This is a genomic window from Paracidovorax sp. MALMAid1276 (assembly GCF_049198005.1).
In the GTDB taxonomy this organism is placed as follows: Bacteria; Pseudomonadota; Gammaproteobacteria; order Burkholderiales; family Burkholderiaceae_C; genus Acidovorax.
In genome coordinates this window covers 1-19,732 of record NZ_JBMIRS010000163.1, presented here as the reverse complement: position 1 = coordinate 19,732, position 19,732 = coordinate 1, and the positions used below count along the sequence as shown (strand labels likewise).

19 protein-coding genes are annotated in these 19,732 nt (G+C 67.0%); 4 read left to right on the top strand and 15 right to left on the bottom strand.

Annotation, left to right across the window (positions count from 1 at the left end; genetic code table 11):
* Positions 1-87: 87 nt before the first annotated feature.
* A complete protein-coding gene (locus tag ACOQFS_RS11110) occupies positions 88-612 on the bottom strand; it encodes a nucleoside deaminase (protein WP_421562939.1) in 525 nt (174 codons plus the stop codon).
* Complete coding sequence (locus tag ACOQFS_RS11105) at positions 609-1,637, bottom strand: ABC transporter substrate-binding protein (RefSeq protein ID WP_421562952.1); 1,029 nt, start codon at positions 1,635-1,637, stop codon at positions 609-611. Before ACOQFS_RS11105 ends, ACOQFS_RS11110 begins: the two co-directional genes overlap by 4 nt.
* A gap of 448 nt (positions 1,638-2,085) precedes the next feature.
* Between ACOQFS_RS11105 and ACOQFS_RS11100 the strand changes: the two genes are divergently transcribed.
* Positions 2,086-2,262, top strand: coding sequence for a hypothetical protein (locus ACOQFS_RS11100; protein ID WP_421562938.1), 177 nt, complete (start codon positions 2,086-2,088; stop codon positions 2,260-2,262).
* Positions 2,263-2,373: 111 nt separating this feature from the next.
* Positions 2,374-3,318 carry an isopenicillin N synthase family dioxygenase gene (locus ACOQFS_RS11095; RefSeq protein WP_421562951.1) on the top strand — a complete coding sequence of 315 codons (945 nt, stop codon included), beginning with the start codon at positions 2,374-2,376 and terminating at the stop codon, positions 3,316-3,318.
* A 75-nt stretch (positions 3,319-3,393) separates the two neighbouring features.
* Here ACOQFS_RS11095 and otnI read toward each other — a convergent pair whose 3' ends face one another.
* The 12 genes from otnI to ACOQFS_RS11035 form a co-directional block, all read right to left on the bottom strand.
* A complete protein-coding gene (otnI, locus tag ACOQFS_RS11090) occupies positions 3,394-4,191 on the bottom strand; it encodes a 2-oxo-tetronate isomerase (protein ID WP_421562937.1) in 798 nt (265 codons plus the stop codon).
* A gap of 18 nt (positions 4,192-4,209) precedes the next feature.
* Positions 4,210-5,283 carry an alpha/beta fold hydrolase gene (locus ACOQFS_RS11085; protein ID WP_421562936.1) on the bottom strand — a complete coding sequence of 358 codons (1,074 nt, stop codon included), beginning with the start codon at positions 5,281-5,283 and terminating at the stop codon, positions 4,210-4,212.
* A 93-nt stretch (positions 5,284-5,376) separates the two neighbouring features.
* Complete coding sequence (locus ACOQFS_RS11080) at positions 5,377-6,066, bottom strand: aldolase (RefSeq protein WP_421562950.1); 690 nt, start codon at positions 6,064-6,066, stop codon at positions 5,377-5,379.
* Between the two features lie 17 nt (positions 6,067-6,083).
* Positions 6,084-7,361 (bottom strand): 3-oxo-tetronate kinase, encoded by a 1,278-nt coding sequence (gene otnK / locus ACOQFS_RS11075; RefSeq protein WP_421562935.1) that lies wholly within the window; start codon positions 7,359-7,361, stop codon positions 6,084-6,086.
* Positions 7,358-8,275, bottom strand: a complete 918-nt coding sequence (ltnD, locus tag ACOQFS_RS11070; protein WP_421562934.1) for an L-threonate dehydrogenase — start codon at positions 8,273-8,275, stop codon at positions 7,358-7,360. Before ltnD ends, otnK begins: the two co-directional genes overlap by 4 nt.
* Before the next feature lie 28 nt (positions 8,276-8,303).
* Entirely contained in the window at positions 8,304-9,686 is a 1,383-nt protein-coding gene (locus tag ACOQFS_RS11065) for a GntP family transporter (protein WP_421562933.1), read from the bottom strand.
* A 268-nt stretch (positions 9,687-9,954) separates the two neighbouring features.
* Positions 9,955-10,734 (bottom strand): FadR/GntR family transcriptional regulator, encoded by a 780-nt coding sequence (locus ACOQFS_RS11060; RefSeq protein WP_421562932.1) that lies wholly within the window; start codon positions 10,732-10,734, stop codon positions 9,955-9,957.
* Positions 10,735-10,835: 101 nt separating this feature from the next.
* Positions 10,836-11,816, bottom strand: coding sequence for a Bug family tripartite tricarboxylate transporter substrate binding protein (locus ACOQFS_RS11055; protein ID WP_421562931.1), 981 nt, complete (start codon positions 11,814-11,816; stop codon positions 10,836-10,838).
* 655 nt (positions 11,817-12,471) lie between these two features.
* On the bottom strand, positions 12,472-12,948 hold the full coding sequence (locus tag ACOQFS_RS11050) for a nucleoside deaminase (RefSeq protein WP_421562930.1): 477 nt from the start codon (positions 12,946-12,948) through the stop codon (positions 12,472-12,474).
* A gap of 152 nt (positions 12,949-13,100) precedes the next feature.
* A complete protein-coding gene (locus tag ACOQFS_RS11045) occupies positions 13,101-13,868 on the bottom strand; it encodes an ABC transporter permease (RefSeq protein WP_421562929.1) in 768 nt (255 codons plus the stop codon).
* 55 nt (positions 13,869-13,923) lie between these two features.
* The gene (locus tag ACOQFS_RS11040) at positions 13,924-14,748 is read right to left on the bottom strand and encodes an ABC transporter ATP-binding protein (RefSeq protein WP_421562928.1); all 825 of its coding nucleotides are present in this window, start codon (positions 14,746-14,748) and stop codon (positions 13,924-13,926) included.
* 75 nt (positions 14,749-14,823) lie between these two features.
* Entirely contained in the window at positions 14,824-15,855 is a 1,032-nt protein-coding gene (locus tag ACOQFS_RS11035) for an ABC transporter substrate-binding protein (protein ID WP_421562927.1), read from the bottom strand.
* A 138-nt stretch (positions 15,856-15,993) separates the two neighbouring features.
* Between ACOQFS_RS11035 and ACOQFS_RS11030 the strand changes: the two genes are divergently transcribed.
* The gene (locus tag ACOQFS_RS11030; protein ID WP_421562926.1) at positions 15,994-16,431 is read left to right on the top strand and encodes a hypothetical protein; all 438 of its coding nucleotides are present in this window, start codon (positions 15,994-15,996) and stop codon (positions 16,429-16,431) included.
* Positions 16,362-17,180: an HDOD domain-containing protein gene (locus ACOQFS_RS11025; protein WP_421562925.1), complete on the top strand. Its 819-nt coding sequence runs from the start codon at positions 16,362-16,364 to the stop codon at positions 17,178-17,180. The genes ACOQFS_RS11030 and ACOQFS_RS11025 overlap by 70 nt, the downstream gene beginning before the upstream one ends.
* Before the next feature lie 65 nt (positions 17,181-17,245).
* Here the strand turns inward: ACOQFS_RS11025 and ACOQFS_RS11020 are convergent, their stop codons facing one another.
* Positions 17,246-19,561 (bottom strand): NADP-dependent malic enzyme, encoded by a 2,316-nt coding sequence (locus tag ACOQFS_RS11020; protein ID WP_421562924.1) that lies wholly within the window; start codon positions 19,559-19,561, stop codon positions 17,246-17,248.
* Positions 19,562-19,732 lie beyond the last annotated feature (171 nt).

Sequence of the window (19,732 nt, the reverse complement as noted above, 5' to 3'; positions counted from 1 at the left end):
GATCGGTGGTGGGTGACCCCCATGCATTTGGCATGCCACGAACAATGTGTGACATGTGTGCATGCGTTTTCGGCAGCGGCCTCAGGCTCAGATCTTCCAGGCGCCACCGTGCGATGCCGATGATTCCTCGATCAGCGCCGGCCCCACGCAATCGATGGGGTGGGGCGAGCTGCCAAACACATCACGGCAGGACAGCTCGGCATCGCGCTGGTCCGCGCGCTCGCCACGGAACACGCGCAGGCGCACGGCGTCGATGCCATACACCACGCGCCCGATGTTGGCCCAGAAGATGGCGCCTGCGCACATCACGCAGGGTTCGGCCGACGAGTACAGCGTGGCGTCCGCCAGGGCCTCGCGGCTGTGCGCGGGGCTGGCCAGGCGCACGGCCGAGGTCTCGGCGTGCGCGGTGCAGTCGCCGGTCTCGCCGGTGGCGTTCCAGGCCTCGGCCAGCACGGTGCCGTCGGCGCCCACGATCAGCGCGCCAAACGGCCGGTTGCCGCGCGCGCGGGCCTTGTCGGCCAGCGCGATGGCCTGGCGCAGGTAGGTGCCGTCGCGCTCGCCCAGCACGGCCTCCTCCGGCAGCCCTGCGGCCAGTGCCGCACGGTCGTTCATGCCACCCCCTTGCGGTCGGCCAGCGCGGGCAGGAAGGCGGGGTTGAACACGCGCTCGGGCGCGGGCTTGCGCGACAGGTTGAACACGGCCGCCACTTCGTCGATCTGGTGCGCCAGCACGGCCGGCTGCTGGCCGCCCAGGCCCACGGCAGCCGTCTCGGCCGTCTGCAGATACTGACGCGTGATGGCCCAGCGCTCGCGCTCCACGTCCATATTCAGGATGGCTTCGCGCGCCTTGATGGCAGCGAACGCCGCTTCGGGGTTGGCCAGCGTCTCGCGCAGCGCGCGGTGGCTGGCGCGCAGGAAGGCGCGGGCCGCGTCGGGCTTGTCCTGCAGCAGCTTGCCGGCCAGGATGGCGTTGCCATACAGGTTCAGGCCCGCCTTGTTGTATTCGAGCACCGCCAGGTCCTTGGGCGGCATGCGCGCGAACAGCGACACGGCCGAGTCGTGGAAGTAGGTGGCGGCGTCGACATCGCCGCGCACCACCACGTTGTCGCGCGCGCTGAAGTCGGTGGTCACCCAGCTGAACAGCTCGGGTGAGGTGTTGAGCGCGCGCGCCACCATGGGCCAGCTGCGGCGCGTGGATTCCACCGCGGCGGCGGCCACCTTCTTGCCCTTGAGCGACTGGAAGTCGCTGGTGATGCCCCGGTCCTTGCGGCCAATGATGACGAAGGGCGCGCGGTTGTAGTACTGGTAGATGGCCTGCACCGGCGTGTCGGGGTTCTGCGCGTGGAACTCGGCCAGCGAGCTGATGTCGCCCAGGCCGATGTCGTAGGCGCCGCTGGCCACGCGCGTGATCGAGGCGACCGAGCCCGCGCCCACATCGATGCTCACGTCCAGCCCTTCGTCGCGGTAATAGCCCTTGGCCTGCGCCAGAAAGAAGGGCGAGGTCTGGCTGGTCACGCGGAAGTCGAGCGTGAACTTGATGGGGGTGAGGGTGCCCTGCGCGTGCGACACGAGGGGAGCGCCCAGCGTGGCAGCGATGGACGAGGCGAGGGTGGTGGAGAGAAAACGGCGGCGTTGCAGCAGCATGGTGGTGGCCCAGGTTCGGTGACGGGTGCCGGACCATGGGGGCACATGCGCCCCCGGGGTGCCGGGTCGAACTGAGCAATTTCCGGGCGCCACCATCCAGGAACAGGTTCTCAAGGGGTGGCAGCGCTGAACGCTTCTACTCGGAGGTGGCTGATGCATGAAGCGTGCCCGGTGCTGCGCGATGGCAGCGGCAGGCCCTGCGTCCCACCCCGTGTACAAGGGTGTCCGCTGTCGCAGGCCATGGGTGGGCCCGTGGTGCAGAAGGCGTGGTGACGGCCGGGCGCACCCGCGGTCGCGCCTGTGTGGTGCGTGGCTGCCCCGGTTTGGTGAGCGCATGGCCCACGGCGCGCGGCTTGCATAGGGCGTCACTGCAGGGCCCTGCTGGCCCGCTGCTTGCTAGCATGTGCAGCAAGAGTAGAAGCGTTCAGTCCAGCCGATCTGCATGGCGCAGACCGGCCGGCGGGTCATTGCTCTTGAAGCCGGTGGCGGCTTGTATGCGGTGCGTGTGCCTTCGGAAGAGGGCCTGCACAGCCTGCGGGCCGTTGCCATTGTTCCCTTCAAGAGCCACATGGCGCCGTGCCGCTTCATTGTCAGCCGCCTGCCGTGTGCCTTGTTTTGATCCCGCGAGGACACACACACCATGCAGACCGCCGCCGCACATTCCACCCCTTCCGTCTACGAGCCCACCGTCGCCCCCGACGTGCTGGGCGAGCTTGAAAAAGAATCGCGCATGGGCGGCGCGATGGATGGCGAGACCTCCACCCGCGAGGTGCGCCGCATCGACATCTCCGACTTCGACGCGCGCAAGGAAGAGATTGCCGAGCAGCTGTGGAGCGCCTCGGTCGACATCGGCTTCTTCCAGGTGACGAACCACGGGATTCCGATCGACGACATCCGCGCCGCCTTCGACCGTGCGGAGGCCTTCTTCGCGCTGCCCCATGCCACCAAGGCCCAGTGGCCGCTGGCGCGCAACGCCGGGTGGGAGCACAAGGCGCAGATCCGCCCCTCCACGCGCACGCCCGACCAGAAGGAGTCCTACCAGGTCACGCGCCCGCGCATGGCGGGCCTGTGGCCCACCGAGGCCGAGCTGCCCGGCTTTCAGGCTGCCACGCTGGCCTTCGAGCGCCAGTGCTGGGAGGTGGGCATGCGATTGCTCTCGTGCTTTGCCTACAAGCTGGGCCTGGATGCCGACTTCTTCACCCGCGCCCACCACCCCGAGGTGCCTAGCTACCAGAGCACGCTGCGCATGCTGCATTACTTTGCGGTGGACCCGTCGCTGAAGGACGAGTTGGGCCTGTGGCGCGCGGGTGCACACACCGACTTCGACTGCCTCACCCTGCTGTTCCAGCGCCCCGGCCAGGGCGGCCTGCAGGTGCTGCCCGGCAAGGAGGCCGAGGGCCGCCAGTGGACCAGCGTGGAGCCTGCGGAGGGTGTCATCACCTGCAACATCGGCGACATGCTGATGCGCTGGAGCGACGACCAGCTGCCCAGCAACTTCCACCGCGTGCGCAACCCGCTGCCGCACGAATACCAGGGTGCGCGCTACAGCCTGGCGTTCTTTGCACAGGCCAACGAAGACGCGGTCATCGAAGGCCCCGCGAAGAAATACCCGCCCATCACCGGCGCCGAATACCTGCGCCAGCGCATCAGCGCCAATTTCTCGAATAAATATTGATAAAAATGGGCTTCAGCGCTTATCCATCAAGCGCTGATAGCTATCAAAATAAGAGCGTTTTGGTGGGACGCAGGCCTACAGCCAGGGGCGCAGCCAGCCCAGCCCGTCGCTGGTGGCGTGCGCTGCCGCCCCGCGCGCGGGGCGGTATTCGCAGCCGATCCAGCCGTCGTAGCCCAGGCTGTCCAGCAGCTTGAACAGGTAGGTGTAGTTCAGCTCGCCCACATCGGGCTCGTGGCGCTCGGGCACGCCTGCGATCTGCAGGTGCCCCACCTTGCCCGTGGGCAGGTACTGGCGGATCTTCATCGCCAGGTCGCCTTCCACGATCTGGCAGTGGTACAGGTCCATCTGCACCTTCACGTTGGGCTCGCCGATCTCGGCAATCAACGCATGGGCCTGGTCCTGGCGGCTGAGGAAGAAGCCGGGCATGTCGCGGCCGTTGATCGGCTCCAGCAGGATCTGGATGCCGTGGGGAGCGGCCTGCTCGGCGGCGTGGCGCACGTTGGCGATGTAGGTGGCGCGCAGGGTGGCGGCATCGGCACCCGGGGGCACCAGCCCGGCCATCACGTGGATGCGCGGGCATTGCAGGGCCTGGGCGTATTCAATGGCCTTGGCCATGCCTGCGCGGAACTCGGCCTCGCGCCCCGGCAGGCAGGCGAGGCCCCGCTCGCCTGCGTCCCAGTCGCCGGGCGGGGCGTTGAACAGCACCTGCTGCAGGCCGTGGGCCTGCAGGCGCGCGGCCAGTTCTTGCGCGGGGTGGGCGTACGGAAAGAGGTACTCCACAGCCTTGAAGCCGTCCCGCGCGGCGGCGGCAAAGCGGTCGATGAAGTCCACGTCGTTGTAGAGCATGGACAGGTTGGCGGCGAAACGGGGCATGGTGCGTTTTCCTCGGGTTCAAGCGGTGGTGGTGGGCGCTGTGGCCAGCAGCTGTGCCAGCCGCTCGCTGTAAAAGCGGGCGTGGCACAGCGTGGCGTGGCCGGTGGTGTCGGCGCTGACAGGCACCCGCAGTGCCTGGGCGTGGGGAATGCGTGCGATGGCCTGCTCCAGCAGGCCCAGCTCGGGCGGGTTGCGCTCGTCGTCGGCCGACTGGATGGCCAGCACGCGGGCGGTGATCTGCGAGAGGCCCGGCGCCGGGTCGTAGTCGCGCGAGGCCTCCCACTGGTAGAGGTGGTCGTTGGCGTCGCCGTCGAACGGCGCCTGCAGGCGCTGGTCCAGCAGCGCGTCGGCCGCCGCCCGGGTGGGGGCCAGCTGCTGCAGGCCCAGGTGGCCGCCGTTGGTGGCCACGTTATAGAACACCGAGGCGAACTGCAGACTGCGCGGCTGGCGCGTGTAGTGGCCGCCCTGCCAGTCGGGGTCGTTGCGGATGGCGTCGATGATGAGGCGCCGCATCATCCAGTTACGCCCGGACATGGCGGCGGGCTGTGCTGCCATGGGCACGGCGATGTCCATGAAGCCCGGGTACCGCTGGGCCCAGAGCCAGGTGTGCATGCCGCCCATGGAATAGCCCACGACGGCGCGCAGATGCCGCAGCCCGAAGTGCTCGGTCACCAGCCGGTGCTGGGCCGCCACCATGTCGTCAAAGTCGTAGCGCGGGAACGCGGTGCGCAGCCCGTCCGAGGGCTTGCTGGACCGGCCCGCGCCGAGTGCGTCGGGCAGGATGATGAAGTACCTGCGCGCGTCCAGTGCCTGGCCGGGGCCGAACAAGGCGCCGGCAAAACCGGGCGTGAGCAGGGAATCTGCCGAGCCGTTGGTCCCGTGCAGCACCAGCACCGGCTCGCCGCTTGGGTCGCCCACGGTGGCGTAGGCAAGCCGGACTTCCGGCAGCGTCTGCCCGGTGTGAAAACGGAAGTCCCGCGCCGTCCATTCACCGCGCCGCGGGGCCACAGCCGCAGCCGCGCCCCCTGCGCCCTCGGCCTGCATGCCCAGGGACATGGGGAACACGGCCCGGCGCCAGTGAGAGAAGGTCATGCGTGTCTCCGGTTTATCTGGTGGGGGGCTTTGGCGTGTGGGGTGGTGTGTGCGTGTCGTGCCTGCGGATGACCGCACGGGACGGGTCCGCATTCACCAGTGGGCGCCAAAGGTCCGGCGCAGTTCTTCGATGTGGGGCTCGGTCAGCGGTGTGGGGCGGGGCTGGCACAGCAGCCACAGGCGGGCGGTTTCTTCCAGCTCTTCCAGCACGGCCATGGCGGCGGCGGGCGTGTCGTGCCACACATTGGGGCCCAGGCGCGCCAGCATCACGGCACGCACGGGGCTGCCCTGCGCCGCATACCGGGTGATGGTCTGGGCCACCAGGGCAGCCGCAGCCGCATCGCCGGGGCGGTGGTAGGGGATGTGCGGCACATGGCCCACCTTCATGACGAAGTAGGGCGTGATGGGCGGCAGCAGTTGTGCATCCGGCGCCCACTGCCCACCTGCAGCCGTGTCGGCCTGCAGCGAGCAGGCCACCAGGTGCGTGCTGTGCGTGTGGATCACGCAGCGCGCCGGGGCTGCGGTGGACGCCGAGGCCTCGTAAATCTGCTGGTGCAGGGCAATGGTTTTGCTGGCCCGGTCGCCCGCCACCTGCTGGCCCTGCGCGTCCAGGCGCGCCAGCCGCTCGGGCTGCAGCGTGCCCAGGCAGGCGTCGGTGGGGGTGATGAGGTAGCCGTCGGCCAGGCGCACGCTGATGTTGCCGGCGGTGGCATGCACGTAGCCGCGCTCGAACAGGCTGCGGCCCACGCGGCAGATTTCGTCGCGGGCCGTGCTCTCGTCCATGAAGACTGGGGAGGTGCTCATGCCTGCAATTGTGCAAAAGCCTTGGTGAAGAAGTCGGTACTGCCAAAGTTGCCCGACTTCAGCGTGATGTGCAGGCCGTCTGTGGCATCGGGCGCCACGGCGTGGCACCACGGCACGCCGGGGTCGATCTGCGCACCAATGCGCATCTGCGTGATGCCCAGGGCCTGCACGCAGGCACCCGAGGTTTCGCCGCCCGCCACGATGAGCTGGCGCACACCGCGCTGCACCAGGCCGCGCGCGATGGCGGCAATGGTGTCTTCCACCATGGCCCCCGCCTTGTCAGACCCCAGCTTGCCCTGGATGGCGCGCACCGCCGAGGGCTCGGCGGTGGAATACACCAGCACCGGGCCTTGGCCGAGATGACCCTCAGCCCAGGCCAGCGCTTCGGCGGCCACGTCCACGCCTGCGGCGATGCGCAGCGGGTCGATGGCCAGGGCGGGTTGGCCCGCCTGGATGAAGTCCATCACCTGCTGGTTGGTGGCCACCGAGCAACTGCCCGACACGATGGCCTGCAGCCCGTGCGCAGCGGGCAGACGCGCCGCCTCGTTGCTGGGCGCCACGCCAAAGTTGCCCGGCAGGCCAATCGCCACGCCCGATCCTGCAGTGACCAGCGGCATGCCCTTGAGGGCAGGCCCCAGGCGCAGCAGGTCGGCGTTCGACACCGCATCGACCACGGCCATGCGCACACCGTCGGCCTTGAGTTGGTCGATGCGCGCGCGGATGGCAGCCTCGCCCAGCGCGACCACGCTGTGGTCGATCAGGCCCACGCGGCTGGCGGTCTGCGCCTGCAGCACGCGCACCAGGTTGGGGTCGGTCATGGGCGTGAGCGGGTGGTTCTGCATGCCGCTTTCGTTCAGCAGCACATCGCCCACAAACAGGTAGCCCTTGAACACGGTGCGCTTGTTGTCGGGGAAGGCGGGCGTGGCGATGGTGAAGTCGGTCCCCAGGGCCTGCATCAGCGCATCGGTCACGGGGCCGATGTTGCCTGCCGCCGTGCTGTCAAAGGTGGAGCAGTATTTGAAGTAGATCTGCTCGGCGCCCTGGGCCTGCAGCCACTGCAGGGCCGCCAGCGACTGGGCGATGGCCTCGTCTTTGGGGATGGTGCGCGACTTGAGTGCGACCACGATGGCGTCGGCCTCGGTATCCAGCGATGCCGTGGGCACGCCCATGGCCTGCACCACGCGCATGCCTGCGCGCACCAGGTTGTTGGCCAGGTCGGTGGCGCCGGTGAAGTCGTCGGCAATGCAGCCCAAAAGGGCACGTGCGCGCGTCATGCCTTTTTCTCCTTCCCTTCGGGCAGGGTGATACCGGGGAAGATCTTGATCACAGCGCTGTCGTCTTCCTTGGCAAAACCTGCGGTGGATGCCTGCATGAACATCTGGTGGGCGGTGGCGGCCAGCGGCAGGGGAAATTTGCTGGCGCGGGCCGTGTCCAGCACCAGGCCCAGGTCCTTCACGAAGATGTCCACGGCCGACAGCGGCGTGTAGTCGCCTGCCAGCACATGGGCCATGCGGTTTTCAAACATCCAGCTGTTGCCTGCGCTGTTCGTGATCACTTCATACAAGGCGCTGGCTTCCACGCCTTCGCGCAAGCCCAGGGCCATGGCTTCGGCGGCCACGGCAATGTGCACACCGGCCAGCAGCTGGTTGATGATCTTGACCTTGCTGCCAGCGCCCGCGCGGTCGCCCAGGCGGTACACCTTGCCGGCCATGCCGTCGAGCACAGCGCCTGCGGCCGCGTAGGCCTCGGGCTTTGCCGAGGTCATCATGGTCATCTGGCCGGATGCGGCCTTGGCGGCGCCGCCGGAGATGGGGGCGTCGATGTAGTGCAGGCCCAGCGCATTGAGGCGGGCTTCCAGGGCCACAGACCAGTTGGGGTCCACCGTGGAGCACATCACGAAGGTGCTGCCGGGGCGCATGGTGCTGGCCGCACCGCTTTGGCCATCATCGCCAAACAGCACGCTCTCGGTCTGCGCGGCGTTGACCACGACCGACACCACCACGTCGCTCACGGCGGCCAGCGACGCGGTGGTGGCGTGGGCGGTGCCGCCTTCGGCCACAAAGGCCTCGGCCACGCAGGGGCGCACGTCGCACACATGGATGGTGAAGCCGTTGTGGCGCAGGGTCTTGGCAATGCCGGCGCCCATGGCGCCCAGGCCGATGATGCCTACGGTGGGTTGTGCGGTCATGTTGTCAGTCCTTCAAGAAGTGGATCGGTCAGGCTACGAGCACCCACAGCAGGGCGGTCAGTGCAAATCCGGCCAGGCCCAGCACGGTGGTCAGCACCGTCCAGGTACGCAGGCCGTCGCCCACGCTCAGGCCCAGGTAGCGGGTCACGATCCAGAAGCCCGAATCATTGACGTGCGACAGGCCCAGGCCGCCAAAGCCGATGGCAATGACGAGCAGGGCCACCTGCACGGTGCCGAAGCCGCCGCCGGTGATGGCCTCGGCCAGCAGGCCGCAGGTGGTGAGAATGGCCACGGTGGCCGAGCCCTGGGCCGCGCGCAGCGCCAGCGCAATGACGAAGGCCAGCAGGATCAGCGGCAACTGCGTGGCCGCCAGGCTTTGCGACAGGGCCGCGCCGATGCCGCTGGCGGTGAGCACCTTGGCAAACACGCCGCCCGCGCCCGTCACCAGGATCACCGTGGCGGCGGGCGGCAGGGCGGATTCCATGATGGCGTTGGTGCGTTCGCGGTTCCAGCCCTGGTTGCGGCCCAGCAGCCACATGGCCATGCCCACCGCCACCAGCAGCGCAAACAGCGGCGCGCCGATGAAGCCCAGCACATTGCGCAGCGCATCGCCCTTGGGCAGCAGCGTGGCACCGGTGGTGCCCGCCATGATCAGCGCCAGCGGCACCAGGATCAGCGCCAGCACCGTGCCCACGCCGGGCGTGCGTCGGCCCTGCGGGGCGGCGCCTTCTGCGCTACTGCTGCTGTTGTTGTTGCCAAAGGCCGCAAACTGCTCGGCCGTGGCGGGCAGCATGGGGTAGCCCTTGCGGTTGAGCCAGGCCGCCACGTACTGCGACAGCACCGCCAGCGGAATGCAGATGGCCAGGCCCAGCAGCGTGATCCAGCCCACATCGGCACCCGCAATGGCCGCGCCACCCACGATGCCCGGGTGCGGCGGCACCACCACGTGCACCGCCAGCATGATGCCCGCCACCGGCAGGCCGAACTTGATGGGGTTCACGCCAGCGGCCTTGCAAAAGCCGTAGACGATGGGCACCAGGCTGATGAAGCCCACGTCAAAGAACACCGGGATGGACAGCACCAGCGCAGCGGCCGTGAGCGCCATGGGCACGCGGCGCGGGCCCAGCAGGTCGGTGAAGCGGTTCGCCAGGCTGGCCGCGCCGCCCGACACCTCGATCATGCGGCCCAGCATGGCACCGAGCGCCACGAGGATGGCCACCGAGCCCAGCGTGCCGCCCATGCCCGACACGATGGTGCTGATGATGTCGGCAATCGGCATGCCGGTGGCAAAGGCGACGAGCAGGCTGACCACCATCATGGCGACGAAGGCGTGCACCTGCCAGCGGATGATCATGACAAGCAGCAGGGCAATGCCGCCGGCGGCAATGCCGAGCAGGGCGAGGGAAGACATGGAAGGGGTTCTCCGGGATGGAACGACGAGGCCTCTCGCCAGGCCTTGAGCTTGGCGGAGCTTTGGTGTGTTTATATGGTTATCATACAAATTATGCCGAATGCAGAACTGCGGGTTAACCCGCGGTTGTCGCGTGCGCGGCACCGTAGCGGTGCTTTGATTGGGACGGATTTGGCCGCCAGCGCTTGCCTATAAAGCGCCGGTTGCTACTAATTTGATAGCGAGCACATCGTGTGCAGCCGGTATTCGGCGGCCATCCCGATGGGGATCAAAAGATCGGGGGCACGGCCGCCGCCACCAGCGGCTGCGCCAGCCGCGCGCCGTCCTGGGCCCAGAACACGCCATCGGCCTGCGTGATGCGGACGAGCGCATTCTTCATGTGCTGCGCGGCGGCGGCGCGGGCGGCAGCGGGGTCGCCGGCCTCGATGGCCGCCACGATCTGGCGGTGTTCGTGGGTGACGGCCTCGGCAAAGTCGGTGCGCCGGGCCTCATTGGCACGCGTGACGCGGGTGGCGCCCTTGAGGAACTGCGCCAGATAGTCGAGCGTGCTGATCATGAACGGGTTGCCCGCCGCCTGTGCGATGGCGCGGTGAAACAGCACGTCTTCCTCCACGCCGTCGCGCCCGGCGCGCACCGCGTCGGCAATGTGCTGCATGGCGCTGCGGATGGCGGCGATGTCGTCTTCCGTGCGGCGCTGCGCCGCCAGCTCGGCCACCTCGGCCTCCAGCGCGCGGCGCACTTCCACGATCTGCATCACCGCCTCGCGCGAGGCCGCGTGGGGCAGGTCGAACTGCAGCGGCTCGATGCCCGGGGCTTTGACGTACATGCCGCTGCCCTGACGTGAATCCACCAGGCCCAGCGACCTGAGGCGCGAAATCGCCTCGCGCACCACTGTGCGGCTGACCTCGAACTGCTGCGCCAGCGCGGCCTCGGTGGGAAGTTTGTCGCCAGCCCGAATGCGTCCATCCCGGATTTCCTTCTCCAGCGCACTCGCTACTTGGTCAGAAAGCTTGATGGCAGGCTTGATGGCAGCAAAAGACGATGACATGGCAATGGGTGTGGGCGGGTCAAGACAGCGACAGCCCTCCAAGGGCCCGCAGAATGTACCGCAAGCATGTCTGCAATCGAGTGCTTTTGGACACTGCCGCCTCAGTCCAACTGAATCTTCGCGAAGGCAGCCACCTGCTTCCACTGCGTGGCGTCGGCACTCATTGCTGCGGCCGCTCTCGCTGCATCCATGTAGGCAGGATCGGCGCCTTGGCGTTGCATGGCGGCGACGACTTCTGGCTGCTGCACGACCTTTTGCAGTGCATCCGCCAAGCGGCTTGCGACCGACGCAGGCAGACCGGCAGGCGCTGCCACGCCAAACCACGCGCTCACATTGAAGCCCTCCATTCCTGCCTCTGCGAGCGTGGGCACATCGGGCAGGGCGGTGCTGCGCTGCGCGGTGGTGACTGCCAGCGCGCGCAGCTTGCCCGCCTGGATCTGACCAATGGCCGATGGCAGGTTGTCAAACATCATGTCCACTTCGCCAGACAGCAAGGCTGTGATGGCCGCTGCGGCGCCGCGGTAGGGTACATGGGTGATGAAGGTCTCGCTACGGCGCTTGAAAAGCTCGGCGCTCAGATGCAACGAGGTGCCGTTGCCATTGGAGGCATAGTTCAACTGCCCGGGCTTCCCTTTGGCCCGGCCGACAAGGTCCTGCACCGTGCTCATGCCAGAAGCCGGATTCACCAGCAACACGTTGGGCACCCGGCCCAGTAGTGCGACTGGAGTCAACTGCGAGGGCTGGTAGGGCAGGTTTTTATAGATTGCAGGGCTGATGGTGAGCGCGGGCGACGCCATCAGCAGCGTGTAGCCGTCGGCGGGAGCGCGGGCAGCGTCGGCGGCCCCAACATTGCCTCCGGCGCCCGGCTTGTTGTCGATCACGATGGGCTGGCCCAGTTCCTGAGCAAGCCTGTTTCCCACCAAGCGGGCCATGTTGTCAATCAATCCCCCGGGCGGGAACGGCACGACCAGCCGGATGGGCCGGGCTGGCCATGCCTGCGCCATTGACAGTGGTGCAGCCATTAGCAGCAGGGCACCGGCGGTGACTTTCATCAGGGTGCGTTTCGTCGATTGCAGTGACATGAGTGTGTCTCCTCAGGGGAATTGGAAGGCTAATTGATAATGTAGTAATGTCATCATATGAATTGTGAGTGTCGATGGCTAAGAGGGTTTACCCGTGATGGCGCCTGTTGGCCACTTCACATACGGCAGCTGCGGGCTCTTGTACTGTGGGAGCCACGACGCGGAACATTGCCGAGTTTCGCGGTGGGCTGGCGTTCAATCTGACGGTGGACCCAGCGTGATCTGAACACGCGGGGGGTTGGGGGTGGAGATCTAAAGGGGGTCGGGTAGCCTGCTTGTCAGTGCTTGCTTGCCCCGCCACACGGATGCGCGAAGTTGGTCAAGTCGGCGAACATTTGCGGGCTGTTGGTCCCCAGCATCGTCGTCCGCGTGCGGTGCCTGCCGGTTGTGAAACACGTCCGCGCATCTGGGGCACGGCCGCGAACGCGTCGCTCGCCGCGGGTTGGGGTACAGCCGTGCCGCCGCATGCAGCCAAGCCTGGTGCGGCGCTAGGGGCCATCAGGCGCAAAAGAATGGTCAAGCGCACGCGGTGCACCCCTGCAGTCACGTTAGTGGCGCAATAGCATGCCGGCAGGGTGGCTGTGTGCCGTTTGGCGGCGTCTATGGCTCCTGAAGAAGGCGCATCTCGCGCCAATTCGGCAAGCGCCGGCGACCTTTATCGCCAAAATTTACGGTGCAGGGCCGTGATCTCGCCATGCACCGCAGGCACCGGGCCCAGCACCTCGGTCGAGCGCTGACCACTCGCGAACACGGTGCGGCAGGGCAGGTCGAGCGTGGGGTTCTCGGGGTGGTTACCCGTCAGCGCACGCAGGGCCGTTTCATCGGCGCCATACAGCACGCGGCCGATGCCCGCCCAGTAGATCGTGCCAGCGCACATCGCGCACGGCTCGAACGTGGTGACCAGGGTGCAATGCGCGAGGTAGGCGCCGGGATAGTTGGCTGCTGCCGTGCGCGCCAGCGTGCTTTCGGCGTGGTTCACGGTGTCGATGTTGCCTTGCTCGGCCAGCACGGTCTCGCCATCGGGCGCCACCAGCAGCGCGCCGAACGGGTGGCGCCCCATGCCCACGGCGCGCTCGGCCACGGCGTTGGCGCGGCGCAGGTGGCGGGTGATCTGTTCTGGGGAGAGGGTCATGGCTCTTGGGGTCAGCAGCGGAAAAAAATGACGCGGCGCAGGCGGGGACCGCCGCGCAAGGGCCGCCCCGCCGCGCTGGCGGTGTCCCCCTTCCCGGCGAAGCCGAGAGAAGGGGGAAGGCGCGCAGCGCCTCAGGGGGAAGTACCCTACCCCTACTCGCCCTGCGATCCGCGGTGCGCCCAGGCGGTGGTGCGTTTTTCCACCCAGCTGAACAATTCGTACATCGCCATGGCCATGGCGCCCACCACCATCAGGCCCGCAAAGGCCAGGCCCATCTGCATGGACGAGCCGGCGGAAATCAGCAGGTAGCCGATGCCCTCGTTGGCGGCGGTCATCTCGCTCACCGTGGTGCCCACAAACGCCAGCGTAATGGCAACCTTGAGCGAGCCGTAGAAGTACGGCATGGAGCGCGGCAGGCCCACCTTGGTGAGCACGTCCCAGCGCTTGGCGCCCAGCACGCGCAGCACGTCTTCCAGCTCGGGCTCCAGCGTGGCCAGGCCGGTGGCGATGTTCACCATGATGGGAAAGAAGCTGATGAGAAAGGCCGTGAGAATGGCCGGCCCCACGCCGATGCCGAACCACACCACCAGGATAGGCACGAAGGCGGCCTTGGGCAGGGCGTTGAAGGCGGTCATCAGCGGGTACACCGCCGCGTAGGCCAGGCGCGAGCTGCCGATCAGAAAGCCCAGCAGCACCCCCACGACGATGGCGATGCCGAAGCCCGCCATGGTGACCCAGAAGGTGCGCCAGGCGTGGCCGGCGATAACGCCGCCGAACTCCACCAGCTGCGTGGCGATGGCCCAGGGGCTGGGGAAGATGAATTCAGAGACATTGAAGGCCGAGCAGATGAGCTGCCACAGCAGGATGGTGGCCGCGAGGAGGATCCACGGCGACCAGCGTTCTACGGTTTTCTTGTGCATGGGAGGAAGGGCTTGGCGCGTTGGCGGTGCGGTGTGCTTCGATCTCGGTGCCGGTCTATTGCGAGATGGGCGCGCCGACCTTGCGCAGGGCGCCAATATGGCCGCGCAGTTCGTGCACGATGTCGGTGAATTCCTTGGTGTAGGTGATCTCCAGCTCGCGCGGGCGGGGCAGCTCGATCTCGCGGCGCACCACGAAGCGGCCGGGGCTCTTGCTCATCACATACACCGTGTCGGCCAGGAAGGCCGATTCGCGCAGGTCGTGCGTGACCAGGATCACGTTGAATTTCTGCTCGGCCTGCAGGTCGCGCAGGATGCACCAGAGCTCTTCGCGGGTGAATGCGTCGAGCGCGCCGAAGGGCTCGTCCAGCAGCAGCATCTTGGGCTCGTGGATCAGCGCGCGGCAGATGGACGCACGCTGCTGCATGCCGCCCGACAGCTGCCAGGGGAACTTGTCTTCGTACCCACCCAGGCCCACCTTCTGCAGCAGGGCGCGGGCGCGGGCTTCGTATTCCTTGCGTTTTTGCTTGAACTGGCTGCGGTGGGGCTCGACGATTTCGAGCGGCAGCAGCACGTTGTCCACCGTGCTGCGCCAGGGCAGCAGCGAGGGCGCCTGAAAGGCCATGCCCGAGATCTTGAGCGGCCCGGTCACCGGCTGGCCGTCGATCATGATCTTGCCCATCGAGGGCATCTTCAGGCCCGTGGCCAGCTTCATGAAGGTGGATTTGCCGCAGCCCGACGGGCCCACGATGGCGATGAACTCGCCCTGGCGGATCTGCAGGTCGATGGCCTCGACGGCGAAGTGGTTCTTGGCGAGCAGCTCTTCGTTGTACGCGAGCCAGACATCGCGGAAGTCCACGAAATAGGAATCAGCAGCCTGCATGAAAGAAATGATTTGAATGAAATTGGCCGCCAGCGCTTACTGCATAAGCGCTGGCAGCTATCAGTTTTATAGTTATTACTTCTTGGGCAGCACGTTCAACTCTGCCGCGCTGGGCAGGAAGCTCGGGTTCCACACATCGTCGGGGTTCACGCGGGTCTTGGTGTTGAACGCGTCGGACACCTGCGAGGCCATCAGCGACAGGCGGCCGGGCACGGCCTTGCCAAAGCCTTCGGCGCGTGCGTCGGCGCTGTTGATCACGGTGTCGATGGCCAGTTGCAGGCGGCGGGTTTCGAGTGGCACGTTCACGATGCCGTCGCGGGCCTTCACGTGTTCGATGGCGGCACCAGGGTTGGCCATGACTTCCTTGGCGCCCTTGGCGAACGCGCTCAGGAAGGCTTTGATGGCGGCCGGGTTCTCCTTGATCATCTTGGGGCTGGCAATGATCACGTTGCCGTACAGCTTCACGCCGAAGTCGGCATAGGGCAGCACCACCACGTCGGCCGCCTTGGCGCCGCGGGCTTCCAGGTTCAGCAGCGAGGTGAAGGTGAAGCCGGTGATGGCGTCCACGTCGCCGCGCACCAGCATGGTTTCGCGCAGCGGGGGGTCCATGGCCGTCCAGGTCACGGCGCCGATGCCGTTGGCCTTCTGGAAGATGGGGAAGGCGCGGCGGCCTGCGTCGAACACCGGGGCACCCAGCTTCTTGCCGGCCAGGTCTGCGGGCTTGGCGATGCCGCTCTTCTTGAGCGCCATCACAGAGGCCGGCGTGTTGTTGTAGACCATCATCACGGCCACGGGCTTGTTCTGCGCGTCGGGGTTGTTGGCGTGGAATTCCATCACCGCGGCCAGGTCGGCAAAACCCATGTCGTACGTGCCCGAGGCCACGCGCTGCACCGCGCCGCCCGAGCCGTTGCCGGCGTCCACCGTCACATCCAGGCCGGCCGCCTTGAAGTGGCCCTTGGCCACCGGCTGCAGGAACAAGGCCGAAGGGCCTTCAAAACGCCAGTCGAGCTGGAACTTGATGGGCGTGAGGGCCTGGGCGTGCGCCGTGCCGAAGGTGGCTGCGGTGGCCAGAGCGAGGGCGGCTTGCAGAAGAGTGCGTTTGAACATGGATAGGTCCCTGTCAGTGGTTGGCGAGGAAATGAACGGCGGCGATCCACCGGGAGGAAAAAGCGGCTGCCGCCGCACGCAGAAGCGGGCGAGGCCACCGTGTGCCGCCGTGCCATGGTGGTTCAGTCAGCAAAAACGATGCCTGCTTTCACCGGGGCGGGGAGGTCGTACATCCTATTGTTTTCCACTTTGGTGCATGCGGTTCTACAGGCTTTCCCGAAATGGTGCAAAGCCCGTGCGCATCGCACGCATCGCGCGCGCCTGTGCGAGGGGGTGCACCGCAAGGGTGCGTTCGTCGTGCGCAATGCACGTGTGTTGCACCTAGGTGCAAACGCGCAGGGCGTGCCCGGGCGCGGGTGGTACAACGGCATCACCACCGTGTTTCTTCTTCAGCGCGCAACGGCATCCACGAACCGACCCGACCCGTCCAGCTTCACCACTTTCACCCGCATTTTTCATCCGCACTTTTCAACCGTTCTTTTCAACCGTACTTGGGAGGGCTTCTCATGGCAGACATTCAGGCTTTTTTCGAGAACGTTCAGCTACCCACCATCCCCGATGTGGCGCGCGAACTGATCGCGACCATGAAGGACGATGACATTCCCTTTGAAAAGGTGCGCGCGGCCATCGCCAAGGACCCGGCCCTCACCGCCAAGCTCATCCGCCTGGCCAACAGTGCGCGGTTTGGCTTGCCCCGGCAGGTGGCCTCGCTCGACGATGCCATCACCATGGTGGGGCTCAACCAGGTGCGCACGCTGGCGCTGGCGTCCTGCATGTCCAGCGTGTTCAAGGACGTGCCCGGCGTGGACGCCGATGCGTTCTGGAAGGAGAGCATGGCCATTGCGGGCTACGCGCAGTGGCTGGCGCGCACGCTGGGCTCCAACGTGCAGGAGTCGTGGCTGGCGGGCTTTCTGGTGCGGCTGGGCGAGCTGATCATTGCGCAGAAGGTGCCCGAGCAGATCCCGGCCATCGAGCAGCTGCCCCACCACGCGGGCGGCCGCTGGGAGCGCGAACGCTCGCTGCTGGGCTTTACCGAAGCGCAGGTGACGGCTGAACTGGCGCGGCGCTGGCGCTTTCCCGACACCATCACCCGCGCGCTGGAAACCGCCGAAGACCCCGTGGCCGCCACGCCGTTCTGCCGCCTGGGCGGCATCCTGCACGTGGCCACCCTGCTGGCCGAGATCGGGCTCGAAGAGCCCATGTCGCCCGCAGACACCATCGCCAGCCTGCCCGCCGAGATCAAGAAGGCCCTGCAGCTCGACTCGCACTGGCTGGCCGAGCACCTGCCGCCGGTGGCGGACTATGTGGATGTCTCTGTGCGTTGAAGCCGTCTCACCCCAAAAAGAAAGAAAGGCCCCTCGGGGCCTTTCTTTCTTTAGGCAATTGCGTGTCAGGACGCGCGGGCCGCGGCACTGGCAACCGCGAGTGCGGTCATGTTGAGCACCCGGCGCACGGTGGAGGCCGGCGTCAGGATGTAGGCCGTGGCGGCGCTGCCCATCAGCACAGGCCCCACCGTCACGCCGCCGCTGGTCGTGGTCTTGAGCACGTTGTAGAGAATGTTGGCCGCATCCAGGTTGGGGCAGATCAACAGGTTGGCCGACCCGCTCAGCGAGGTGTCGGCCTCGGCCATGTAGGTCTTGCGGATGTTGGGCTCCAGCGCCGCGTCGCCGTGCAGCTCGCCGTCGCATTCGATCTCGGGGTGGGCGGCCACGAACAGGTCGCGCGCCTCGCGCATCTTGCGGGCGGAGGCGCGCTTGGACGAGCCATAGCTGGAATGCGACAGGAAGGCGACCTTGGGCGGAATGCCAAAGCGTTGCACCTCCTGCACCGACATCCACGCGATGTCGGCCAGTTGCTGCGCCGTGGGGTCTTCGTTCACGTAGGTGTCGGCAATGAACAGCGTGCCGTTGCGGTCCGTCATCAGCGCGTTCAGGGCGGCGTAGTGGGTGGCACCAGGTGCGTGGCCCAGCACGTTGTGAATGCGCTCCAGGTGCGTTTCATACGTGCCCACCAGGCCGCAGATCATGGCATCGGCATCGCCCAGCTTGACCATCAGCGAGGCGATGATGGTGTTGGAGCGGCGCACGGCCGCCTTGGCCACTTCGGGCGTGGCGCCGTTGCGCTTCATCAGGCTGTGGTAGTGCTCCCAATACTGGCGGAAGCGCGGGTCGTCCTCGGGGTTGCACACCTCCACGTCCTGGCCCAGCCGCATGCGCAGGCCGGCCTTGGCAATGCGCGCGGCGATCACGGCGGGGCGGCCGATGAGGATGGGCTTCGCGATCTTGTCGTCAATCGCCATCTGCGCAGCGCGCAGGGCGCGCTCATCTTCACCGTCGGCATAAGCCACGCGCTTTTGCGCATCCGGCAGCGACTTGGCCGCGTTGATCACGGGGCGCATCAGCATGCCGGTCTGGTAGACGAAGCGCGACAGCGTTTCCTTGTAGGCCTCCATGTCGGTGATGGGGCGCGTGGCCACGCCCGACTCCGCAGCGGCCTTGGCCACGGCGGGCGCGATCTTGAGGATGAGGCGCGAGTCGAACGGCGTGGGGATCAGGTAGTCGGGCCCGAAGGTGAGTTCCTTGCCCGCATAGGCGCTGGCCACTTCTTCGCTGATGTCGGCCTTGGCCAGGTCCGCGATCTGGCGCACGCAGGCCAGCTTCATCGCTTCGGTGATCTTGGTCGCGCCGCAGTCCAGCGCGCCCCGGAAGATGTACGGGAAGCACAGCACGTTGTTGACCTGGTTGGGGTAGTCCGAGCGGCCCGTGGCGATGATGCAGTCCGGCCGGATGGCCTTGGCCAGCTCGGGGCGGATCTCGGGCTCGGGATTGGCCAGCGCCAGGATGATGGGCTTGTCCGCCATCGTTTTGACCATTTCGGCCGTGAGCACGCCGGGGGCCGAGCAGCCCAGAAACACGTCGGCGCCGCTCACCACATCGGCCAGCGTGCGCGCCTCGGTCTTTTGCGCATAGCGCTGCTTGGACGCATCGAGCCCGCCGGGCCGGCCGTCATAGATCACGCCCTTGGAGTCCACCATGTAGATGTGCTCGCGCTTCACGCCCAGGCCCACCATCACGTCCACGCAGGCAATGGCGGCGGCGCCCGCGCCCGATACGGCGATCTTCACGTCGCCGATCTGCTTGCCCACCAGCTCCAGCCCGTTGAGCAGCGCGGCGCTGCTGATGATGGCCGTGCCGTGCTGGTCGTCGTGGAACACCGGGATGTTCATGCGCGCGCTGAGCTGCTGCTCGATGTAGAAGCACTCGGGCGCCTTGATGTCTTCGAGGTTGATGCCGCCCAGCGTGGGCTCCATGGCGGCGATGATCTCGACCAGCTTGTCCGGGTCGCGCTCGGCCAGTTCGATGTCGAACACGTCGACGCCCGCAAACTTCTTGAACAGGCAGCCCTTGCCCTCCATCACCGGCTTGCCCGCCAGCGGGCCGATGTCGCCCAGGCCCAGCACGGCCGTGCCGTTGGTGATCACGCCCACCAGGTTGCCGCGCGAGGTGTAGTCAAACGCCTTGGACGGGTCGGCCTGGATGTCGAGGCAGGGATAGGCCACGCCCGGCGAATAGGCCAGCGACAGGTCGCGCTGGTTGGACAAGGGCTTGGTGGGGGTGACGGCGATCTTGCCCCGGCTGGGGTTGCGGTGGTATTCACGCGCGGCGTCGCGCAGCGCCTCTTCGGCGGCGGAAAGGGTCTGGGTCATACGGAAATCCTGAAGGGAAGCGCATTCGTCCTGGGCGAATGCAAAACAAGGGTACCCGACGGCGGGGGAGGCTGGCATGCCGGTTTATGCGGATGCGGCATAAGAGCCTGTTCAAAGCCTTTTTGGAGTCGCACAAGTCCCTTGCCGGGAAGGGATGCCAGGCGCGGTGCG

Bases quoted from the DNA above. Each gene is read 5' to 3' on its own strand.
- ACOQFS_RS11100 (WP_421562938.1), top strand. From the start codon at position 2,086: ATGGCGCAGACCGGCCGGCGGGTCATTGCTCTTGAAGCCGGTGGCGGC.
- otnI (WP_421562937.1), bottom strand. From the start codon at position 4,191: ATGCCCCGTTTCGCCGCCAACCTGTCCATGCTCTACAACGACGTGGAC.
- ACOQFS_RS11045 (WP_421562929.1), bottom strand. From the start codon at position 13,868: ATGCACAAGAAAACCGTAGAACGCTGGTCGCCGTGGATCCTCCTCGCG.
- ACOQFS_RS11060 (WP_421562932.1), bottom strand. From the start codon at position 10,734: ATGTCATCGTCTTTTGCTGCCATCAAGCCTGCCATCAAGCTTTCTGAC.
- ACOQFS_RS11055 (WP_421562931.1), bottom strand. From the start codon at position 11,816: ATGTCACTGCAATCGACGAAACGCACCCTGATGAAAGTCACCGCCGGT.
- otnK (WP_421562935.1), bottom strand. From the start codon at position 7,361: ATGACGCGCGCACGTGCCCTTTTGGGCTGCATTGCCGACGACTTCACC.
- ACOQFS_RS11035 (WP_421562927.1), bottom strand. From the start codon at position 15,855: ATGTTCAAACGCACTCTTCTGCAAGCCGCCCTCGCTCTGGCCACCGCA.
- ACOQFS_RS11095 (WP_421562951.1), top strand. From the start codon at position 2,374: ATGGGCGGCGCGATGGATGGCGAGACCTCCACCCGCGAGGTGCGCCGC.
- ACOQFS_RS11020 (WP_421562924.1), bottom strand. From the start codon at position 19,561: ATGACCCAGACCCTTTCCGCCGCCGAAGAGGCGCTGCGCGACGCCGCG.
- ACOQFS_RS11050 (WP_421562930.1), bottom strand. From the start codon at position 12,948: ATGACCCTCTCCCCAGAACAGATCACCCGCCACCTGCGCCGCGCCAAC.
- ACOQFS_RS11110 (WP_421562939.1), bottom strand. From the start codon at position 612: ATGAACGACCGTGCGGCACTGGCCGCAGGGCTGCCGGAGGAGGCCGTG.
- ACOQFS_RS11080 (WP_421562950.1), bottom strand. From the start codon at position 6,066: ATGGACGAGAGCACGGCCCGCGACGAAATCTGCCGCGTGGGCCGCAGC.
- ACOQFS_RS11085 (WP_421562936.1), bottom strand. From the start codon at position 5,283: ATGACCTTCTCTCACTGGCGCCGGGCCGTGTTCCCCATGTCCCTGGGC.
- ltnD (WP_421562934.1), bottom strand. From the start codon at position 8,275: ATGACCGCACAACCCACCGTAGGCATCATCGGCCTGGGCGCCATGGGC.
- ACOQFS_RS11040 (WP_421562928.1), bottom strand. From the start codon at position 14,748: ATGCAGGCTGCTGATTCCTATTTCGTGGACTTCCGCGATGTCTGGCTC.
- ACOQFS_RS11025 (WP_421562925.1), top strand. From the start codon at position 16,362: ATGGCAGACATTCAGGCTTTTTTCGAGAACGTTCAGCTACCCACCATC.
- ACOQFS_RS11065 (WP_421562933.1), bottom strand. From the start codon at position 9,686: ATGTCTTCCCTCGCCCTGCTCGGCATTGCCGCCGGCGGCATTGCCCTG.
- ACOQFS_RS11030 (WP_421562926.1), top strand. From the start codon at position 15,994: ATGCCTGCTTTCACCGGGGCGGGGAGGTCGTACATCCTATTGTTTTCC.